This window comes from Lutimaribacter pacificus, assembly GCF_900142185.1.
Classification (GTDB): domain Bacteria; phylum Pseudomonadota; class Alphaproteobacteria; order Rhodobacterales; family Rhodobacteraceae; genus Lutimaribacter; species Lutimaribacter pacificus.
On record NZ_FQZZ01000013.1, the window covers coordinates 44,387 to 62,289 of the forward strand.

16 protein-coding genes are annotated in these 17,903 nt (G+C 60.9%); 5 read left to right on the plus strand and 11 right to left on the minus strand.

What is annotated here, in order from left to right; translation table 11 throughout:
* Window positions 1-86: 86 nt before the first annotated feature.
* Window positions 87-713 carry an RNA polymerase sigma factor gene (locus F3H87_RS20195; protein ID WP_043847470.1) on the minus strand — a complete coding sequence of 209 codons (627 nt, stop codon included), beginning with the start codon at window positions 711-713 and terminating at the stop codon, window positions 87-89.
* 234 nt (window positions 714-947) lie between these two features.
* A complete protein-coding gene (locus F3H87_RS20200; RefSeq protein ID WP_149789474.1) occupies window positions 948-1,838 on the minus strand; it encodes a DMT family transporter in 891 nt (296 codons plus the stop codon).
* Between the two features lie 249 nt (window positions 1,839-2,087).
* Between F3H87_RS20200 and F3H87_RS20205 the strand changes: the two genes are divergently transcribed.
* The 3 genes from F3H87_RS20205 to F3H87_RS20215 all read left to right on the plus strand — a co-directional run bounded on the left by F3H87_RS20205 (window position 2,088) and on the right by F3H87_RS20215 (window position 5,541).
* A complete protein-coding gene (locus F3H87_RS20205) occupies window positions 2,088-2,822 on the plus strand; it encodes an RNA polymerase sigma factor (protein WP_223228153.1) in 735 nt (244 codons plus the stop codon).
* 326 nt (window positions 2,823-3,148) lie between these two features.
* Window positions 3,149-4,489, plus strand: coding sequence for an SAM-dependent methyltransferase (locus F3H87_RS20210; RefSeq protein WP_149789475.1), 1,341 nt, complete (start codon window positions 3,149-3,151; stop codon window positions 4,487-4,489).
* A complete protein-coding gene (locus F3H87_RS20215) occupies window positions 4,486-5,541 on the plus strand; it encodes a type II glyceraldehyde-3-phosphate dehydrogenase (RefSeq protein ID WP_149789476.1) in 1,056 nt (351 codons plus the stop codon). The genes F3H87_RS20210 and F3H87_RS20215 overlap by 4 nt, the downstream gene beginning before the upstream one ends.
* Before the next feature lie 34 nt (window positions 5,542-5,575).
* On the opposite strand, the gene F3H87_RS20220 is transcribed toward F3H87_RS20215, so the two are convergent.
* Genes F3H87_RS20220 through F3H87_RS20245 form a run of 6 tightly spaced genes read right to left on the minus strand, consistent with a single transcriptional unit; the run spans window position 5,576 to window position 13,401 of the window.
* Window positions 5,576-6,346, minus strand: coding sequence for an SDR family NAD(P)-dependent oxidoreductase (locus tag F3H87_RS20220; protein WP_043847441.1), 771 nt, complete (start codon window positions 6,344-6,346; stop codon window positions 5,576-5,578).
* Window positions 6,343-7,281 carry a carbamate kinase gene (gene arcC / locus F3H87_RS20225; protein ID WP_051487981.1) on the minus strand — a complete coding sequence of 313 codons (939 nt, stop codon included), beginning with the start codon at window positions 7,279-7,281 and terminating at the stop codon, window positions 6,343-6,345. Before arcC ends, F3H87_RS20220 begins: the two co-directional genes overlap by 4 nt.
* A 2-nt stretch (window positions 7,282-7,283) precedes the next feature.
* A complete protein-coding gene (gene argF, locus F3H87_RS20230) occupies window positions 7,284-8,285 on the minus strand; it encodes an ornithine carbamoyltransferase (RefSeq protein WP_149789477.1) in 1,002 nt (333 codons plus the stop codon).
* A gap of 14 nt (window positions 8,286-8,299) precedes the next feature.
* Window positions 8,300-9,526, minus strand: coding sequence for an arginine deiminase (locus F3H87_RS20235; RefSeq protein WP_149789478.1), 1,227 nt, complete (start codon window positions 9,524-9,526; stop codon window positions 8,300-8,302).
* Between the two features lie 24 nt (window positions 9,527-9,550).
* Window positions 9,551-10,999: a YfcC family protein gene (locus F3H87_RS20240; RefSeq protein ID WP_149789479.1), complete on the minus strand. Its 1,449-nt coding sequence runs from the start codon at window positions 10,997-10,999 to the stop codon at window positions 9,551-9,553.
* Window positions 11,000-11,016: 17 nt separating this feature from the next.
* Complete coding sequence (locus F3H87_RS20245; RefSeq protein ID WP_149789480.1) at window positions 11,017-13,401, minus strand: heavy metal translocating P-type ATPase; 2,385 nt, start codon at window positions 13,399-13,401, stop codon at window positions 11,017-11,019.
* A gap of 250 nt (window positions 13,402-13,651) precedes the next feature.
* On the opposite strand from F3H87_RS20245, the gene F3H87_RS20250 reads away from it, so the two are divergent.
* Entirely contained in the window at window positions 13,652-14,512 is an 861-nt protein-coding gene (locus tag F3H87_RS20250; RefSeq protein ID WP_088665105.1) for a patatin-like phospholipase family protein, read from the plus strand.
* A gap of 65 nt (window positions 14,513-14,577) precedes the next feature.
* Here the strand turns inward: F3H87_RS20250 and F3H87_RS20255 are convergent, their stop codons facing one another.
* Window positions 14,578-15,432, minus strand: coding sequence for an NADH-quinone oxidoreductase subunit N (locus tag F3H87_RS20255; RefSeq protein ID WP_081749910.1), 855 nt, complete (start codon window positions 15,430-15,432; stop codon window positions 14,578-14,580).
* Window positions 15,433-15,609: 177 nt separating this feature from the next.
* Between F3H87_RS20255 and F3H87_RS20260 the strand changes: the two genes are divergently transcribed.
* Window positions 15,610-16,296, plus strand: coding sequence for a DUF6629 family protein (locus tag F3H87_RS20260; RefSeq protein WP_043847429.1), 687 nt, complete (start codon window positions 15,610-15,612; stop codon window positions 16,294-16,296).
* A gap of 257 nt (window positions 16,297-16,553) precedes the next feature.
* Here the strand turns inward: F3H87_RS20260 and F3H87_RS22045 are convergent, their stop codons facing one another.
* On the minus strand, window positions 16,554-16,700 hold the full coding sequence (locus F3H87_RS22045) for a hypothetical protein (RefSeq protein ID WP_162163041.1): 147 nt from the start codon (window positions 16,698-16,700) through the stop codon (window positions 16,554-16,556).
* A gap of 477 nt (window positions 16,701-17,177) precedes the next feature.
* On the minus strand, window positions 17,178-17,819 hold the full coding sequence (locus F3H87_RS20265; protein ID WP_149789481.1) for an RNA polymerase sigma factor: 642 nt from the start codon (window positions 17,817-17,819) through the stop codon (window positions 17,178-17,180).
* Window positions 17,820-17,903 lie beyond the last annotated feature (84 nt).

The following is a 17,903-nucleotide window of genomic DNA, read 5'->3' on the forward strand; positions in this document are numbered from 1 at the left end:
AGTCCTCCTGCTGTGCTGCCCTAAGGCGCAGTCACAAAAGAAGACGTCGATTGGCGAAAAACGTTACAGAACCGACCGCGTCTCGATCAGGAATTCTGCTGCCCTGCTTCGCAATCGGTTTCGTGCTCGGCGTTCTTGCAACCCTCAGGCTGACAATAGCAATCGTCACGGTCATCCCGGCAGCAAGCGCCACAATGATTTGTCAGCGCCTCGCGCAGAGCCGTGCGCGCCCGGTGTAGCCTAACGCCAAGCGCGTTGCGGGTTAGTCCAAGGTCGCGCGCCACATGCTCACGGTCTTCTTCGCCGAAGTCGATGCGCCGGATCAGTTCCGAATCCGCCGGGCGCAGTTCGGAAATCAGACCGCCATGACAGGTGCAGAGCCGTGCCATCTGAGTCGGCGCATCAGCGGTCCAGTCTTCCGGCTCGCGCGCCACCGCCGCGGCCAGTTGGTCACGGCGCGTGCCTTTGCGGAAATGGTCATTCAACGTGGAGCGCAGGATCGCATAGAGCCAGGCATCCATCCGTTCGGCGTCTCTGAGTTGGTCCTTGCGCTGCAGCACGCGGATGCTGAAATCCTGCAGGACATCCTCTGCATCCGCCCGGTTGCCAAGCCGTTTGATCAGGAAGCCCAGAAATGCGCCACGTCCATCGAGCAACGCACGTTCCGTCGCGGTGTCCGGCACCTTCGGTCTTACGTTGTCTCGTAAAGCCATGACACTCCTGTCCTTTCCAGATTTTTTGAAATTTGCACTGTCATCAACGTCATCATGACTTCTGTCATGTTAAATGCCCGCAAGCGTTGACATGGATCAATTACGCCATCGTTCTTGTCGCAGGTTCGACGTGGCAAGGTCCACTCACCCGTTCTGCGGGGGAGCCTTTCAATGACCTGGGCAACTATTGCCAGATCGCCTCAAGCTATTGAAATATATTTATTTATGTCAAGATCAGCTGTGCTGGCTTTGTATTCTACCACTGAGATTGACGAACACAATTCCCGCAATGACCAATAGGATGCCGGAAAGCTGCATGACGGAAAGACGTTCGCCAAAGAACACTGCCCCGATGGTGAGGCCGAATATCGGCACCAGGAAACTGAACACAATCGCCCGGTTCAGTTCCACTTCCTCCAGTACCGAAAACCACAGCCAGTAAACCAGTGCAGAGCCAAACAAGGCCAAGCCCAACAGCGACATTACGAAAACAGATGTCCATTGGATGGCCGTCTGATCTTCAAGGAGAAGCGCCGCCACGGCAAGAGGCACGCTGCCGATCAGCATCTGAAAGCCCATTGCAAAAAGTCCATCGACCTGACCTGCGATGGATTTGATCGCCACGTTGCTGACAGTCACTCCAACCGCAGCCAGAACGATGTAGGCAAAACCGATGGCCGTCCCGTCTCGCGCTCCATCGCCCAATTGTGGCAAGGCGATCACAAGTATTCCCGCGAAACCGATCAATAGGCCACCCCAACCGACCCTCGCCAGTCGCTCTCCAAGCCATGCAACGCCCAACATTGTCGCAAGCAGCGGCTGAGCGTTGGCGATAACCGTGGCGAGCCCGGGAGATACAAATTCTGCCGCATGAAACATGCCGAGAAATCCCAGACTGGTCGCGCCAAGGCCGACGACACCCAGTGTCACCCACGTGCGCCAACCACGCGGAAACGGCCGCTGCAGCCACACCGCAACAAACACCAGGGTGGCCGCAGCCAGAATTGCCCGCAGTGTCGCAAAGGTCAAATGCGGCGAATATTGCAGCCCTGCCGTGATCAGCGGAAAGCACGCCGCCCACAAGAGCATGGCCAGAACGATCTTGGTTATTGTCGTCGGCGACATCGGGATTTCCTTTTTTCAGGTCAGAACCGGCTGGAATTGCGGAGATCTTCCGGCGTGCCAAGTCAGTGTAGAATGATAAGTTTTTCTCGTAGTTGATGATCGCAGTCGCAAGTGTCAACAATTGCGGTGCGGCGGCTTGGCGACAGTGATTGGACGAACCAAACAGACGTTTCAGCGACTGAAACCTTACTGGTTATTAAGACAAACGTCTGATGACCTGTGCTTTATGAGTTCCAGGATGCACGTATAATGAAAGAAACGCAGACGTTTGTGGCAGACGGTGTAACGCATCCGACTTACGAGCGTCGTATTTTGCAGAGGTGTGTGATGAAAAATGACCAAGGCGACAAATTTTCCTTAGTTGACCAGTCCGACGTCGCTGCAAAATCCACCGACGCGGCCGTTCGCCACGCGTTGGTGGAAGGCAGACATCAAATTCTGAAATTCCTGCGTCGGCGACTGGGTGATCCAGAGGCGGCAGAGGATGTCCTGCAAACATTTATGCTGCGGGCCATCGACCGCTCAGAGCAACTTCGTGATGTGCGCGCCGTTCGCGGCTGGCTCAGTCAGATCCTTGCGTCGTCCATAGCGGACCATGGCCGCAAGGTTTCGCGACAGCGACAGAGGGAGGTGGTCATGGCCCCGACCGACCTGGAAGGCGTCCATCACGATTTTGACGAAGAACTGGACGAGGTTATCTGCAATTGTCTCTACAAGTTGTTGCCAACGCTCAAACCGGAATATGCCGAAGTCATCTGGCGGGTCGATCTTCAGGAACAACCGCGAGAGGACGTCGCCAAAGACCTTGGGATCACGTTGAACAACCTCAACGTCCGCGTTCACCGGGGCAGGCAGGCATTGAAGACAAGGTTGCAGCAGATGTGCCTGACCTGCCCGGTTCACGGCTTTCTTGATTGCGATTGCGACGCGGCAGAGAAGGTCCGCGCCCGCCTCGAAGGCCTTGCGGACGAAAGCGAAATCTGAAGAACACGCAGAACCGCGGAGCGATCCTCGGAGCTTTAATGCTGCTGCCTTACACGCGTGCCTGAGACCGAAGCCGCAATCGAAAGATGATCACGATCGCGTTTGATAAGTCGTGGGCTCATGTCCTTCGGCGAACAATAGGCTGCAATCGGGCAAATGTGTACCGAAAGCGCTTGGACCGATACGCCCAATCGGCGCTTTCCTGCTTTCAGGTGCCGACGCAATATGGCTGCGCGCTGTAACAAACACTAGCGCCGGTCGTCTTTTTGAGAGCCGGGGTCGTTCGATGCCCCTTCCAAACTCAGACAAACGCGGAGGCACCGATCATGTCCAACAGCGAAATCTCACCTGATGAGCAGTTTGAATTGCATGACGGCGCGAGGCAGCTTCCACGCCTTGGACCCGGAAGGGCCGCGATGTGGTTACTTGCCAAATTGCTCAGCCGTCTGGTTCGGAACGGTCACCTGACTGTTATCGACCCCTGTTGTGGGACTTGGCGTTTCGGTGGCGGTGACGGCCCTGCCGTTTCAGTCCGATTGACCGACAAGGCGCTGCCTGCGCAACTTCTTGCAAACCCCAGTCTGGCGCTTGGCGAGGCCTATATGGATGGAACGCTCCGCATCGAGACCGGCAGCCTGCGCGACCTTCTTTCGATTTGCATGGCTGACCTCGACGCCGTCGACGCTTTGCCCGGGAAACGGATCAGGCAAGGGCTGGACGCTTTTTTGAGCCGCAGGTTGCATCACAACCCGATCAACCGGGCCCGCTGCAACGTGGCGCACCACTATGATCTCTCGACCGAACTCTACGACCTCTTTCTTGACGCGGACCGACAGTATTCATGCGCCTACTTCGCCACAGGCAATGAAACTTTGGACGAGGCGCAAGCCCTCAAGAAACGACACATCGCTGCAAAGCTGCTGCTGCGGCCCGGCCTTGACGTTCTCGATATCGGCTCGGGCTGGGGGGGCTTGGCGCTGGAGCTTGCCCAACAGCATCAGGCCCGCGTGACCGGTCTGAGCCTGTCTACCGAACAGATCGTGGCCGCCCGCGCCAGCGCAACGCAGTCCGGCCTGTCCGAACAGGTCGCCTTTAAACTCCGCGACTACCGGCAAGAGAAAGGCCAGTATGACCGTGTCGTTTCGGTGGGCATGTTCGAGCATGTGGGCCGCAGTGGATTTGATGACTATTTCAGCACGATCCGAAGGGTTCTCAAGCCGGATGGAGTCGCGCTTGTACATGCGATCGGTACGATGGCACCCAAAGGTGGCAGCGATGCGTGGATCAGGAAATACATTTTCCCCGGTGGCTATCTTCCGTCACTGTCCGAAACGATCTCGGCGGCGGAACGTTCTGGGCTTTGGGTCACCGATGTCGAGGTCCTGCGCCTGCATTATGCAGAGACCCTGCGGCACTGGTCCGAACGCTTCGCAGCCGAGCGCGGGACCGCGCGGAGGCTTTACGACGAACGGTTCTGCCGCATTTGGGAATTCTATCTGGCTGTCTGCGAAATGGCATTCCGGCATGGCCGGTTGATGGTGTTCCAGCTCCAGTTGGCCAAACGCCGCGACACCGTTCCGTTGACGCGGAATTACATCGCGGACGCTGAGGCAGATCACCACTGCCACATCAGGGCACTCGGCAAACAAATAGGGAGAGCAAGATGACAGGCAAAGGGCAAATCAAGGTCGCCGTGAACGGATACGGTGTGATCGGCAAGCGCGTAGCCGACGCGGTGGCCGTGCAGGCCGACATGGACCTGATCGGCGTGGCGGATGTCGTGGCCGACTGGCGCGCCCGGATGCCGGCAACCAAGGGCTTTGCCCTCTACGCTGCAGACCCGGAACGGGAATCCGCGATACAAAAGGCCGGCCTGAACCTCGCCGGCGGCTTGGACGATCTGTTGGCCGCCGCCGACATCGTGATCGATTGCACGCCGAAAAAGATCGCCGCTCAGAATGTGGAAACATACCGCGACAAAGGCATCCGTTTCATCGTTCACGGCGGCGAAAAACACAGCGTAACGGGCCATTCCTTTGTCGCCGAAGCGAATTATGAAACGGCGCTCGGGCGCGACAGCACCCGTGTCGTGTCCTGCAACACGACCTCGATCGTCCGCACGCTGAGCGCACTCAAACGGTCCGGCCTGCTTGGCTCGGCGCGCGGAACGCTGCTTCGGCGCGCCACTGATCCATGGGAAAGCCATCTGGGCGGGATCATGAACACGCTCGTTCCCGAACCCGAAATCCCTAGCCACCAAGGCCCCGATGCGCAAAGCGTCGATCCCGACCTTGACGTGATCACGATGGCCGTCAAGGTGCCCCAGACCCTTGCGCATTTGCACTACTGGTCCGTGAGGATGCCGCGCAAGGCATCAAAGGATGAGGTGCTGGACGCATTCTGCGCGTCGTCCCGCATTGCTCTGATCCGGATGTCGGACGGGCTGGGTGCAATCAACGCAGTCAAGGAGATGATGGCCGATCTCGGGCGCCCCAACGACAGCCTCTACGAGGTGGCCCTGTGGGAGGACATGCTCAGGGTAGAGGGCGACGAGTTGTTCTATGCCTATATGGTCGACAACCAGGCTATCGTGATCCCCGAGACCATCGACGCGATCCGTGCCCTAACCCAAGCTGAGCCAGACGGAGCCGCATCGATTGCGCGCACGAATGCGGCGCTGGGTGTCGGTGCGTTTGCGGCCAACACACCGACGCGTTAGCAAGAGGCACTGAGGACTGAATTGGCGTGACTGATCAGCCCGCCGCCATGCCCCCGTCGACGGGATATTGCGCTCCGGTGATGAACGCGGAATCGTCGGAGGCGAGGAAGAGGACGAGGTTGGCGATATCGAGGCTTTCGCCATAGCGACCCAGCGGGATCGTATCGGAAAGCTGCTGCTTTACTTCATCGCCGCGACCGGGATTGAAGCCTTCCTCCAGCGACCGCATCATCCGGGTGTTGACCGGCGATGGATGCACGGAATTGACCCGCACGTTGTGGCCCGCCGCCTCGATCGCAGCCGCGCGCGTCAGGCCGACTACGGCATGTTTCGACGTGATATAGGGCGCGACGTTTGGGCTGCCTTTGAGACCCGCAATGGACGACATGTTGATAACGCTTCCCGATTTCCGTCCGATCATCACCGGCAAGACATGCTGCAATCCAAGGAATGCGCCGCGCACGTTGACTGCCATCACGCGGTCGAAATCCTTGATCTTCTGATCGATCAGTGGCGCGACCTTGCCCTCGATCCCGGCGTTGTTGAAGAACACGTCGATGCGTCCGAATTTCTCGACGGTCTGCGCGACATATCGTTCGCAATCCTCGACCGACGATACGTCGGCCGCGATTGTCAGCACATCGCCCGAATTTCCAAGATCCCTCGCGGTATCCGACAGATCACTTTCCCTGAGGTCGACAAGCGCGACCTTGGCACCTTCGCTGAGAAAGAGCCGCGCGGTTTCCAGACCGATACCAGCTGCGCCCCCGGTGATCAGGGCGACTTTGTCGGCGAGACGTTTCATCGAGAATCTCCTTTTGATGATTTTGGGGGTGACGAACGAACCTGCGTCCCGGCCGTTCCATCCAGAAGCGCCAGCGCATCCTCAAGCTGACCGATACCAGCGAGGCCTCCTGCCTCCGCGAAATCGGCCGCTGCCGCCATCTTGGGGCCCATAGAGCCCGCCGCCAGGTCGAGCGCCCGCGCCTCTGGCGGGGTGAGATGTCGGATGGGCGCCGCATCATCCGTTCCGAAATCCCGGTAGGCCGCATCCACGTCAGTGAGCAGAAGCAGCGCATCCGCCCCGAGCCGTTGCGCAAGCAGCGCGCTGGCGGCATCCTTGTCGATCACGGCCTCGATCCCGGTCATGCTGCCGTCGGGCAGGCGCAGCACGGGAATGCCCCCGCCTCCGGTGCAGATCACGATCACACCCTGATCCAGCAGCAGGCGCAGCACACGCAGATCCGGAATGTCCTGCGGCTTTGGCGAAGGCACGACGCGCCGCCATTTGTCCCCGTCCTGCGCGATGCTCCAACCGGCGGCGGTGGCGCGTGTTTCGGCCTCGTCGCGGGAATAGACCGGGCCGATGAACTTGCTGGGCGCCTGAAACGCGGGGTCGTCCGCGTGGACCACAACCTGCGTCAGAAGCGTGGCGACCGGAAGCGCATGATCCAGCGCATTCTCCAGTTCCTGCTCGATCATGTAGCCGATCATGCCGACGGTTTCCGCACCCAGCACGTCGAGAGGAAATGCCTCGTCGGGTTTGTACACCGCCCCCTGAAGCGCCAGCAGCCCGACCTGCGGACCGTTGCCGTGGGTCACGACCAGTGTGTGCCCGGCGCGCACGATATTTGCCAGCGCAGCGGACGCAGTCCGGACGTTGGCGCGTTGATTGTCTGCCGTCAGGGGTTGACCCCGCTGCAGCAGGGCGTTCCCGCCAAGCGCTGCGACCACCAGCACGGCTAGTTAGCCAATGTGGCGACAAGGATCGCCTTGATGGTGTGTAGCCGGTTCTCGGCCTGATCAAAGACTATGGAGGCCGGGCTTTCGAACACCTCTTCGGTCACTTCCATCGCCGTGATGTCGAAATGTTTTGCGATGTCGGCACCGACCTCAGTCTCGGCGTTGTGGAAGGCGGGCAGGCAGTGCATGAACTTGGTCTGCGGATTGCCGGTCTGCGCCATCACGTCCGAGTTGACCTGATAGGGCAGAAGTTGGCGGATACGTTCTTCCCATTTGTCCTTGGATTCACCCATCGACAGCCAGACATCGGTGTAGATGAAATCGGCCCCTTTCACCGCCTCGCCCACCTCTTCGGTGATGGTGATGCGCGCGCCGGTGGTCTCTGCGATCCGGTGCGCTTCGTCCTGAATGGCTGGATCGGGCCAACAGGCCTTTGGCCCGCACAGACGCACGTCCATACCCATTTTGGCGCCGCCGATCAGCAGGCTGTCGCCCATGTTGTTGCCCGCATCCCCCAGAAACGCATAGGCAATCTGACCCAGCGGTTTGTCGGAATGCTCTGACATGGTGAGGAAATCGGCGAGGATCTGCGTGGGGTGGAATTCGTCCGTCAGACCGTTATAGACCGGCACCCCGGCATACTGCGCCAGCGTCTCGACGATGGGATGACCGAAGCCGCGATATTCGATCGCGTCATAGACCCGGCCCAGCACGCGGGCGGTGTCCTTCACGGTCTCCTTCTTGCCCAGATGCGACCCCGACGGCCCCAGATAGGTGACATGGGCGCCCTGATCGTGGGCGGCCACCTCGAAGCCGACGCGCGTGCGGGTGCTGTCCTTTTCAAAGATCAGCGCGATTTCCTTGCCGGTCAGGCGCGGCACTTCGTAGCCACCGTATTTCGCCGCCTTCAGGTCGGCGGAGAGTTTCAGCAGAAAGCCGATTTCCTGCGGGCTGAAGTCGCGCAGCGCAAGAAAATGGCGGTTTCGTAGATTGTAGGACATGGGGTTTCCTTTTGTCAGATTGCGTCGCGGATGGTGGGGCAGCTCATGCAATGGCTTCCACCCCTGCCCCGGCCCAGTTCGGCACCGGGAATGGCCAGAACTTCGATCCCGGCGTCCTTCAGCGCGGCGTTGGTGTCATCATTGCGGTCATAGCCGATGACAACACCGGGCCGCAGCGCCAGCACGTTGTTGCCGTCATTCCACTGCTCGCGCGACTGCTCGGCCAGATCGCTGCCGCCGGTCGGGACCAGATGCAGTTTCTTGAAACCCAATATCTCGGCGGTGATTTCGAAAAGATGCCGGGCGTCGCGCCGGATATCGAGCGCGGCACCGGCCGACCCGGGACGCAGGTCATAGCAGGTGATCGCGTCAGCCACCTCCTTGAACGTCGTCACGACATCGTTGCCGCAATGGGTGAATACCGTGTCCAGATGCATTGCCGCCCGCGACCGGGGCATCTGGCAGGCGATGACGCGCGTCACGTCACCCCCCAGAAACAACGCCTCGGCCAACTGACCCACCGCCTGCGGAGACGAGCGTTCGCCCATACCGACCATCACGACGCCATGGCCGATGGGCATGATATCGCCCCCTTCCAGCGTAGCCGCGCCAAATTCGCGCGTCGGATCGCCGAACCAGACACGCGCATCTGCGAACTTGGGGTGGAACCGATAAACGGCGGCCATCAACAGCGTTTCGGGCCGCCGTGCCGGCCAGTACATCGGGTTCAGAGAGACGCCGCCATAGACCCAGGCGGAATTGTCCCGCGTGAAGATGAAATTGGGCAGCGGTGGCAAAACAAAGCCGTTGAGGCCGAGATAGCTGCCGAACATGCCCGACGGGGTGAAAGGAAGATCGTCGACGGTGATCCCACCAACGAGAAAACGGGCGAGTTCCACGCCCGGCAGTGCCTCCATCCAGGCGCGCAGGTCGTCACGCATCCCCACGCCCACATCATTGCGGGTGATCCGGTGGTCGAGCACCCAGGTGCGCGCCTCCTTGATGTCCAGCGTCTCGGCGAGCAGCGCCATGGCATCCAGGACCTCGATGCCCTCGCCGCGCATGATGTCGGCAAAGACGGCATGGTCCTTGATCGCCTGCTTGACCCAAAACACATCATCGAACAGTAGATCGGCGCAGTTTTCGGGGGTCAGGCGGCGGTGGGCAAGTCCGGGCGGCGACACGATCACCTGCCGCAATTGCCCTGTTTCCGAATGTACGCCGAGTTTCAGTTCAGACATCTGCGGTAACTCCTATGTATTCAGTCAAAGAATGGCGGCCAAGCTGATGCTGGCCGAGATGAAGACGACGAGGATCAGCAGTAATGGCCATACGAAGACAACCCACCGATCAAACGATACGCGTCCGATCGCCAGACCGCCGATCACCACTGCGGATGTGGGCGTGATCAGGTTCACCAGCCCGCTTGCGGATTGATAGGCCGTCACCACAAGGTCGCGACCGACGCCCGCAAAATCCCCCAGTGGGGCGAGGATGGGCATCGACAGAACCGCCAGTCCGGAAGATGAAGGTACGAGGAAGCTCATCCCGATCTCAATCCAGAGCATCAGGTTGATGAACGCGATTTCCGGCAGGCCGCCGAGGGTGTCGGCCGCGCTGTTGAGGATGGTATCGGCGATCAGGCCCTGTTCCATGATGACGACGATGCCGCGCGCCAGCCCGATCACCAGCGCCACGCCCAGCAGATCCCTGGCGCCGTCGACAAAGGCCGAGGTCAGTTTCTTCTCGCCCAATCGCGCGACAACCCCGACGACGATGGCCATGCCGAAGAACAGCGCCCCCATCCGGGCCATCCACCAGCCCTGGCTCGACACGCCCCAGATCATGACGGCAAAGGTGGCGAAGAACAGGAGCAGAACCAGCTTCTGGGTGCCGGTCAGCTTCGGCTCGCTGAATTCCGCGTCCGTCTCTTTCAGGAAAAACCGCCGGTCGCTTTCGCGTTGCGCCGCGACGACGGATCGCGCCGGGTCCGCCTTGACCCTGGAGGCGTAGCGCATGACATAGGCAATGCAGATCGCGAGGCCGCCCAGCAGGATGACCAGCCGCAAGGCGATGCCTTCGGTGAACGGAATGCCCGCCGCGTTGGAGGCGATCACCGTGGCGAAAGGGTTGATCGTCGAGCCCAGCGTGCCGATGCCCGCGCCGATCAGGATGATCGCCACGCCGGTCACGGAATCGTATCCCGCGGCGATGACCACCGGGATCAGCAGCGCGTAGAAGGCCAGCGTTTCCTCGGCCATGCCGTAGGTCGTTCCGCCCAGGGCGAAGAGCGACATAAGGATCGGGATCATCCAGATCTCGCGGCCCTTCAGGCGGACCATCGCCGCCTGGATCCCCGTGTCGATCGCATTTGTCGCGTTTACCACCCCCAGAAAACCGCCCAGGAGCAGCACGAACAGCGCCACGTCGATGGCATTGGCGGCATAGCTGTCGGGGTCATAGAACCCGGCGACAGGTGCCAGCATGACATCCACGAAGCCCTGCGGATTGGCTTCGACCGTCTGATAGGTGCCCGGCACCGCGATCTCGCGCCCGACCTCTTCATTCATCGCGCGGTCGTACTGCCCGGCAGGGATGATCCAGGTCAGGGCCGCAACGGCGATGATCAGCAGAAAAAGGATGGAATAGGCGGTGGGAAATCGTGCTGCCAGTCCGCTCCCGTCGGGCTTCTTGTCTGTAGATGTATCAGTCATCGTGGCCTCCCCTTCATTCAATGCGTTTGGTGTGTTTGTGGTGTGGAACCCGGCTCCAGGATGGTTTCAGAATCCACCGGGTTCCGCCGATCACCTGCGCCGCCTTGGCCTTCGCTGATCCCTTCCAGCCGCGTCCGCTTGAGCAGCAGCGCGTTGACCGCGACCAGCGCCGAGCTGCCCGACATGGCAATTGCGGCGACGGCAGGGCTGATGATCAGCGGGTAGAACACGCCCGCTGCAGCGGGGAAGGCGATCACGTTGTAGGCCACCGCCCAGAACAGGTTCTGGTGCATCTTGCGCAGGGTGGCGCGCGACAGCTCGATCGCGCCCACGACATCGTAGGGATCGCTTTTCATCAGCACGACATCGGCGCTTTCCATCGCCACATCCGTGCCCGCGCCGATGGCAAAGCCGACATCGGCCTGGGTCAGCGCGGGCGCGTCATTGACGCCGTCGCCGACCATGCCCACCTTCTTGCCCTTGGCCTGAAGCTCCTTGACCTTCTCGGCCTTCTGACCGGGCAGCACGTCGGCCAGCACCATGTCGATGCCCAACTCGGCCGCGATCCGCCGCGCCGTGCCCTCGTTGTCGCCGGTCAGCATCGCCACCTCGACGCCGCGTTCGCGCAGCTTGGCCACGGCGGCCATGGCGCTTGGGCGCGGTGCATCGGCGATGGCGATCAGCCCGAGCATCCGCCCGCCCTTCGCCACATGCACCACGGTGCGGCCCTCGCCCTTCAGGCGCTCGGCTTCGGCATCCAGCGCGCCAAGGTCGATGCCTTGCTCGTCCATCAGCCGGCGGTTGCCGACCAGCACTGGCTCGCCCGCGATCTCGGCGCGTGCGCCGCGGCCTTCAAGGTTCTCGAAGCCGGCCATCTGCGGCACATCGAGCCCCTCGGCGCGCTGGACGATGGCCAGCGCCAAGGGGTGATCCGATCCGCGATCGACAGAGGCCGCGGCGCGCAGCGCATCATCCTCGGTACTCCCGTCGGCCGCGACGAGTTCGACAACGCGCGGCTCGCCCATCGTCAGCGTGCCGGTCTTGTCGAAGACGATCACGTCGAGCTTGGTCGCATCCTCGAGCGCCCCGGCATTCTTGAACAGGATGCCGTGCTGCGCCCCCAACCCGGTGCCCACCATGACAGCCATTGGCGTGGCCAGCCCAAGCGCATCCGGGCAGGCGATGACGAAAACGGTGATCGTCAGTGTAAGCGCGAACAGCAGCGGCGATCCGATCCACCAGAACCAGACCGCGAAGGTGGCCAGCCCGATCACGATGGCGATGAGGACCAGCCATTGCGACGCCCGGTCGGCCAGAAGCTGTGCCGGTGCCTTCGAGTTCTGCGCCTCCTGCACCAGCTTGACGATCTGAGCCAGCGCGGTGTCGGCGCCGACCTTGGTGGCGCGGTAGCGGAACGTGCCGGTCTTATTGATCGTGGCGCCGATGACGGTATCGCCCAAGCTCTTGTTCACCGGCATCGACTCGCCCGTCAGCATCGACTCGTCGACCAGCGAAGATCCTTCCAAAACCTCGCCGTCCACCGGAATCTTGTTTCCCGGGCGGATCACCACCGTTTCGCCCTGAAGCACTTCGGAGGTCGGCACCTCGGTCTCCTGCCCGTCGCGGATCACCGTGGCCATCGGCGGCGCGAGATCGAGCAGCGCCCGGATCGCCGCAGAGGCACCGGCGCGCGCCCGCATTTCCAGCCAGTGGCCCAACAGGATGAAGACCAGCAGCACCGCGACCGCCTCGTAGAACTGCACGCCGGGAAAGAAGAAGGTCGAGCCGACGCTGAACACATATCCGGTGCCGACCGACAGCACGACGAGCACGGCCATGTTGAGGATGCCGTTCTTCAGCGCCCGCCAAGCGGCTACGAAAAACGGCCAACTGGGCCAGACGATGCCCGCGCTGCCGAGGAAGAACAGCCAAAGGTCCAGCCTCAGGCCGAAAGGCGGCACCGGGGGCGTGAACATGCCGCCCATCGGCGAGTAGATGAAGATCGGGATGGTAAAGAGCAGCGCCACCCAGAACCGGTTGCGCATGTCGCGGACCATGTCGGCCATCTCCATGCCGCCGCCGTGACCCATCTCATGGGCCATCGCGTCCTTGGCAACGGGCCCTGTCGCGCCATGCGCCGCGTGGTCTTCATGGCCGGTGTGGTCCATCTGGCAGATATGGTTCGGCATACGCTCTCCGGCGCAGTGAAAGCCGCAGGCGTCGATCGCCTTGCGCAGCGCCTCCTCGTTCACCACCGTTTCGTCGTACTGCACTGTCACACTGGCAGACGCAGGGTTCGCTTCCGCCCGGTGAACGCCGTCGAGGGCGGATACATGACGTTCGACCGCGAGATGATCGAGTTCCTCGAACAATCCGCGGACCTCAAGGGTCAAGGTTTTCAATGCTGGCTCCTGTCGATTAATCCTTGCGGTCGCGAAGGACCGTCAGGGGAATAGACGTTGCCAGGCATCGGACGTTACAGTGTCCGGCGAAAATCTTCGCAGGCACTGCCGCTGGTGTCACCCATGAGACGGTAACGCTTTACGTCCACTCGCGTCAGTATTTCCGTATGGCGCGCACTGGCGCAGGGTCGGGCAGCCTGGGACCAACCAATTGACGAAAAGCCAAATTGCGGAGTTTGAATTGAGCAGCATGACCAAAGCGAGCACTGCAACCCACAAGTGCTTTGCCCTCGTGCTAAGTGGCGGCGGGGCAAGGGGCCTCTCGCATGCTGGCGTACTCAGAGCTTTGATCGCCAGGGGCTACATCCCAAGCGCCGTCGTGGGCGTGTCGATGGGCGCGGTTGTCGGTGCTACGTATGCTCTTAATGACAAATGGTACGACGCACTCGTGGGCATGGATACCAGCGGGTTTCCGGCAACACCGGACTTTCGCGTGCCTGGAATGGCTGCAAGGATCAGGGGAATGCGGCTTGCTTTGCTTGCCGCGCGGGACATGTATTTTGGCTGGGGATCAGGCGCGCGCACCGAGACCTGGGGCCGCAGTGTCCTGTCCGGCCTGACCAAGGGCAAGAACCTGCAGGACGGCCGCATCCCGGCTTTTGTCTGTGCAACCGACATGCTGTCTGGCCAACGCGTGGTATTCGGCAAGGGAGATGCCACTGATTATGTCTATTCAAGCGCGGCGCTGGCCGGAATACTGCCGCCCCTTGTCGATGATCCGTATGTACTGATGGACGGAGCCTATTCCGATATCGCGCCGGTGGACGTCGCCAGGGCCACCGGCGCGGAAGTCGTGATCGCTGTGGATCCCAGCCAGCGCGAAAACGCGACTGGCCCGAAAAACGGCTTGCAGGCGATGATGCGATCCATCGAGGTCTGCCAGTATGAACATGCGCGACTGCGTTTTGAGCAAGCGGATTTTGTGATCCGACCCGCTTTCAGCCAGACCATCGGCACACTGGAATTCCGGCAAAAGCGTCATTGTATTGCGGCAGGCGCCGTGGCGACCCGCCGCGCATATAACGACATCAGCATGCTGCTCGCCCCCTGATCGGCGAGTTGCCCCCGACGTGCGATTGCGCTCAGTTGCAGTCACCCAGGAAACATCCCTGCAAGCTACCCCATGAGCAGCGTGATCGGCGCGGTCGCGCCCAACACGATCATCAGCGGCGGCGCCGGGGCGGCGCTGTCCTGTCCGGACTCTCGCGGCTGACACATCGGCACCACGATGCGCAGGTAGGCCGCCAGCGCCAGCACGCTGTTGAGAATGCCGATCACCGCCAGCCACAGATAGCCCGCCTCGATCGCCGTACCGAAGAGCAGCACCTTGCCGAAAAAGCAGAAAAGCGGCGGAATGCCCGTCATTGACAGCAGGAACACCACCATCGCTACGCCGATCACAGGGCGCGCGCGGCCGAAGCCCCGGAAGTCGTCAAGGCTGCGTCCGGCGACCATGATCACCGCGAAGGCGCCGAGATTCATCGCCACATAGGCCGCGCTGAACACGATCACCGAGGGCAGCGCCAGCAAGCCTGGCCCCAGATCCACGATCCCCATCATGAAATAACCCGCCTGCGCCATCGACGAATAGGCCAGCAGGCGCACCTCGTTGCTTTGCACCAGCGCCGCCAGGTAGCCGCACGTCATCGTCATGGCGGCGATTAGCGCGACCACCATCGGCCAGCTGGTACCGACCGGTAGGTCGCGCAAGATCTGCGCGAAGGCGAAGATTGCCGCGACCTTGGTAATTACCGACAGATAGGCGGCCACGGACACCGGCGCGCCGTCATAGGCGTCGGGTGCCCAAAACTGGAACGGCACCAGCGCCGCCTTGTAGCCCAGCCCGATCAGCACCGCGGTCAGCCCGGCCAGCGCGATCAGCGTCCTGCCCGCCAGCCGGCCCAGCTCGGAAAAGAGCGTCGAGCCGGCACCGCCGTACGAGATGGACCAGCCGGAGACCCGGCGTTCAATCGTGCCGCTTTAGCCTCTGCGCCCGCGTGACTGCCGCGGCGACGCGGAGCAGGCCTTCCGCCTCCTGTTTTTGGGGGGAGCCGGACCAATCCTGCGGCTGACGATTTGCATTCTTTTCAAGGCTGTAGAAGTCGCTTACGTTTGGAAACAGAGAGTAGGCCTGAAAAGGAAAATGCCATGTGCCTGTCGGCCCAAGTCAGTTTTGCTGCAAGCGTTTTCCTTGTCGGGGGTGGGGCCGCCATTTCAATCGTGGCCTTCCAGCGCAACAAACGCTATCTCCCGCTTGCATTGATGCCGCTTTTCGCAGGTCTTCAGCAATTCACTGAGGGTTTCGTGTGGGTTGGCATGAACGGAAATGATCCCCTGACGGTCTTGTGGGGGGCAATGGGGTTCATCTTCTTCACGTGGTTCATGTGGCCGATATGGGTTCCCTTCTCGGTTTATGTGCTGGAGCCGGACGACAGTCCGCGCAAGCGATTGTTCCGCCTCATGGCGCTGATCGGACTGGCCTTCGGCCTGCTGCTATACATCCCGCACGGGCTCAACAGCGACATGGTTGTGGTAGAGATCAACAACCAGTCGCTGGCCTATGAAAAATCCATGTGGCTCGATTTCATGATGCCGCGGTGGTTGACCAACACGATCTACGTGACCCTCATCACCCTGCCGCCGGCCCTGTCGCACTACAAACATGTGCGCCATTTCGCCTTGACGCTGGTGGCGGTGATCGTGGTCGATATTGCTTTCCTGCAATATGCCTACATCTCTTTCTTCTGCCTGCTGGCAGGACTTGCGACGCTGCATCTGGTCTACATCATCCTGACAAATAAGTGCGCCCGTGAATGTCCTGAACTGTTTGCCTAAATCCGACAAGTAAATGGCGCGCTCTACGGAATCACAACGGCGATTCTCTGTATTTTTTACCGGCCTGTCCAAGGGGTCGTCGTAGGCTGAACGTCAGGGCTTCCGGGACGCTGCCATGGTACCGGCGCGTGAATGGCAGGGCGGGCTGTCTGGTCGGTCATTGATTATTGCGCTTCGTCTTGCGGGCTTAGACTGTGTTGGTTGGTTTGGTCACTGTGGCGTCATGTGGTCTGCGGGCGGCCTTCCCTGCCTTGCGCCTAGCGTCGGTTCCTGTCTTGAGGGCTTTTTACAGGGATGGCCACGAGCGCTTCTTCGACAACAATGCCGTCACGATGTGCTTCGACTATTCTGCTGGCGAGCAAAACCGAAACGAGGATACCAACCAGAATGAGAGGTCCGAACATGTCTGTCTTCCTTACTGATGAACGCTGATTGCGCGGTTCATAAGGGTAGACGCCGGCTCTGTCCTTTCGTTACACACATTGGGGTGCGGTCCGTGAGCCGACCACTCAATGGGTCCTCTTTCCCCTCCCTTCCCCGCGTGTTTGATCTGCGTCCGACGCCGGTACTGTGAGGACTGACGCTACCAAAGCACTGGCCATCTGGCGGCGGAACAGAAAAAGAACTGTTTTGGCGTCACCTGTGCTGAGCCCGACCGCGTCTGCCGCAGACCGAAGGCTTCGCCCTTCGACATCGACTTTCAGAAACAACTCGCCCGACAACCTTCAAACATCGGCTTGAACAGTGCTTCGACACTCGCAGAACACATCCGATATCAAGTCTGCGACTGCCTGCGCATCTGCCGGTTCCGTGGGCATACGATCCTCCCGAGCGGCTTCTGCATGAAGACGCCGTTTGAAGCGCAGCATTACAAAATCGCCTCAAGACGCGGTGTGTTGGTCCTCGCAATCGGTCTCTTCAACCGGATGCTCGCAGCCGTCCGGCGGACAGGAACAATCGTCAAAGCCATGACGGCAACAAGGGCCGCAGTGGGCCATCAACGCGTCACCAAAAGCAGCGCGGGCGCGGTGGAGACGCACATTCAATGTCCCGGACTTGAGCCCGAGGTCAGCTGCCACAATGCCGCGATCCTCGTCGTCGATGTCAATTCGGCGGATCAGGTCTGCATCACCCGGGCGCAGTTCGGTGACCAACCCTTTGACGCAGTTGCAGATCACGTCCATATCTTCGACCGGGTCATCCGTGACAACGGCAGACTGAGCCTCCAGTGCAACAGCCTCCTTTAGACGCCTGGACCGTCCCGACTTGCGATAGTGATCATTTAGCGCTGACCGCAACACCGCGTAAAGCCAGGCATCCATGCGGTCCGCCTCGCGCAGCTGATCCTTACGTGCCAGAACGCGGATGCAAAATTCCTGCAGCACGTCCTCAGCATCGGCTCGGTTTCCCAGCCGTTTGACTAGGAAGCCCAAAAACGCGTTTCTGTTCACCGACAGAGTTGCTTCAAGGCCGGGCTGACCGGCGCCGCTGCCCTTTGCGATATGGTTTTTAGTTTCCGACATGGTTGCACGCCGCCCTTGCATAGAAAGTCCGATCCAACCCGGCAGGCGCAGTCATCAAACATGTCGCCATGGGCAGATACCATG

Excerpts from the sequence above, each read along its gene's own strand:
- F3H87_RS20220 (WP_043847441.1), bottom strand. The coding sequence starts at position 6,346 with ATGAAACGTCTCGCCGACAAAGTCGCCCTGATCACCGGGGGCGCAGCT.
- F3H87_RS20210 (WP_149789475.1), top strand. The coding sequence starts at position 3,149 with ATGTCCAACAGCGAAATCTCACCTGATGAGCAGTTTGAATTGCATGAC.
- F3H87_RS20235 (WP_149789478.1), bottom strand. The coding sequence starts at position 9,526 with ATGTCTGAACTGAAACTCGGCGTACATTCGGAAACAGGGCAATTGCGG.
- F3H87_RS20265 (WP_149789481.1), bottom strand. The coding sequence starts at position 17,819 with ATGTCGGAAACTAAAAACCATATCGCAAAGGGCAGCGGCGCCGGTCAG.
- argF (WP_149789477.1), bottom strand. The coding sequence starts at position 8,285 with ATGTCCTACAATCTACGAAACCGCCATTTTCTTGCGCTGCGCGACTTC.
- F3H87_RS20250 (WP_088665105.1), top strand. The coding sequence starts at position 13,652 with ATGACCAAAGCGAGCACTGCAACCCACAAGTGCTTTGCCCTCGTGCTA.
- F3H87_RS20240 (WP_149789479.1), bottom strand. The coding sequence starts at position 10,999 with ATGACTGATACATCTACAGACAAGAAGCCCGACGGGAGCGGACTGGCA.
- F3H87_RS20205 (WP_223228153.1), top strand. The coding sequence starts at position 2,088 with ATGAAAGAAACGCAGACGTTTGTGGCAGACGGTGTAACGCATCCGACT.
- F3H87_RS20260 (WP_043847429.1), top strand. The coding sequence starts at position 15,610 with ATGTGCCTGTCGGCCCAAGTCAGTTTTGCTGCAAGCGTTTTCCTTGTC.
- F3H87_RS20195 (WP_043847470.1), bottom strand. The coding sequence starts at position 713 with ATGGCTTTACGAGACAACGTAAGACCGAAGGTGCCGGACACCGCGACG.
- F3H87_RS22045 (WP_162163041.1), bottom strand. The coding sequence starts at position 16,700 with ATGTTCGGACCTCTCATTCTGGTTGGTATCCTCGTTTCGGTTTTGCTC.
- F3H87_RS20200 (WP_149789474.1), bottom strand. The coding sequence starts at position 1,838 with ATGTCGCCGACGACAATAACCAAGATCGTTCTGGCCATGCTCTTGTGG.
- F3H87_RS20215 (WP_149789476.1), top strand. The coding sequence starts at position 4,486 with ATGACAGGCAAAGGGCAAATCAAGGTCGCCGTGAACGGATACGGTGTG.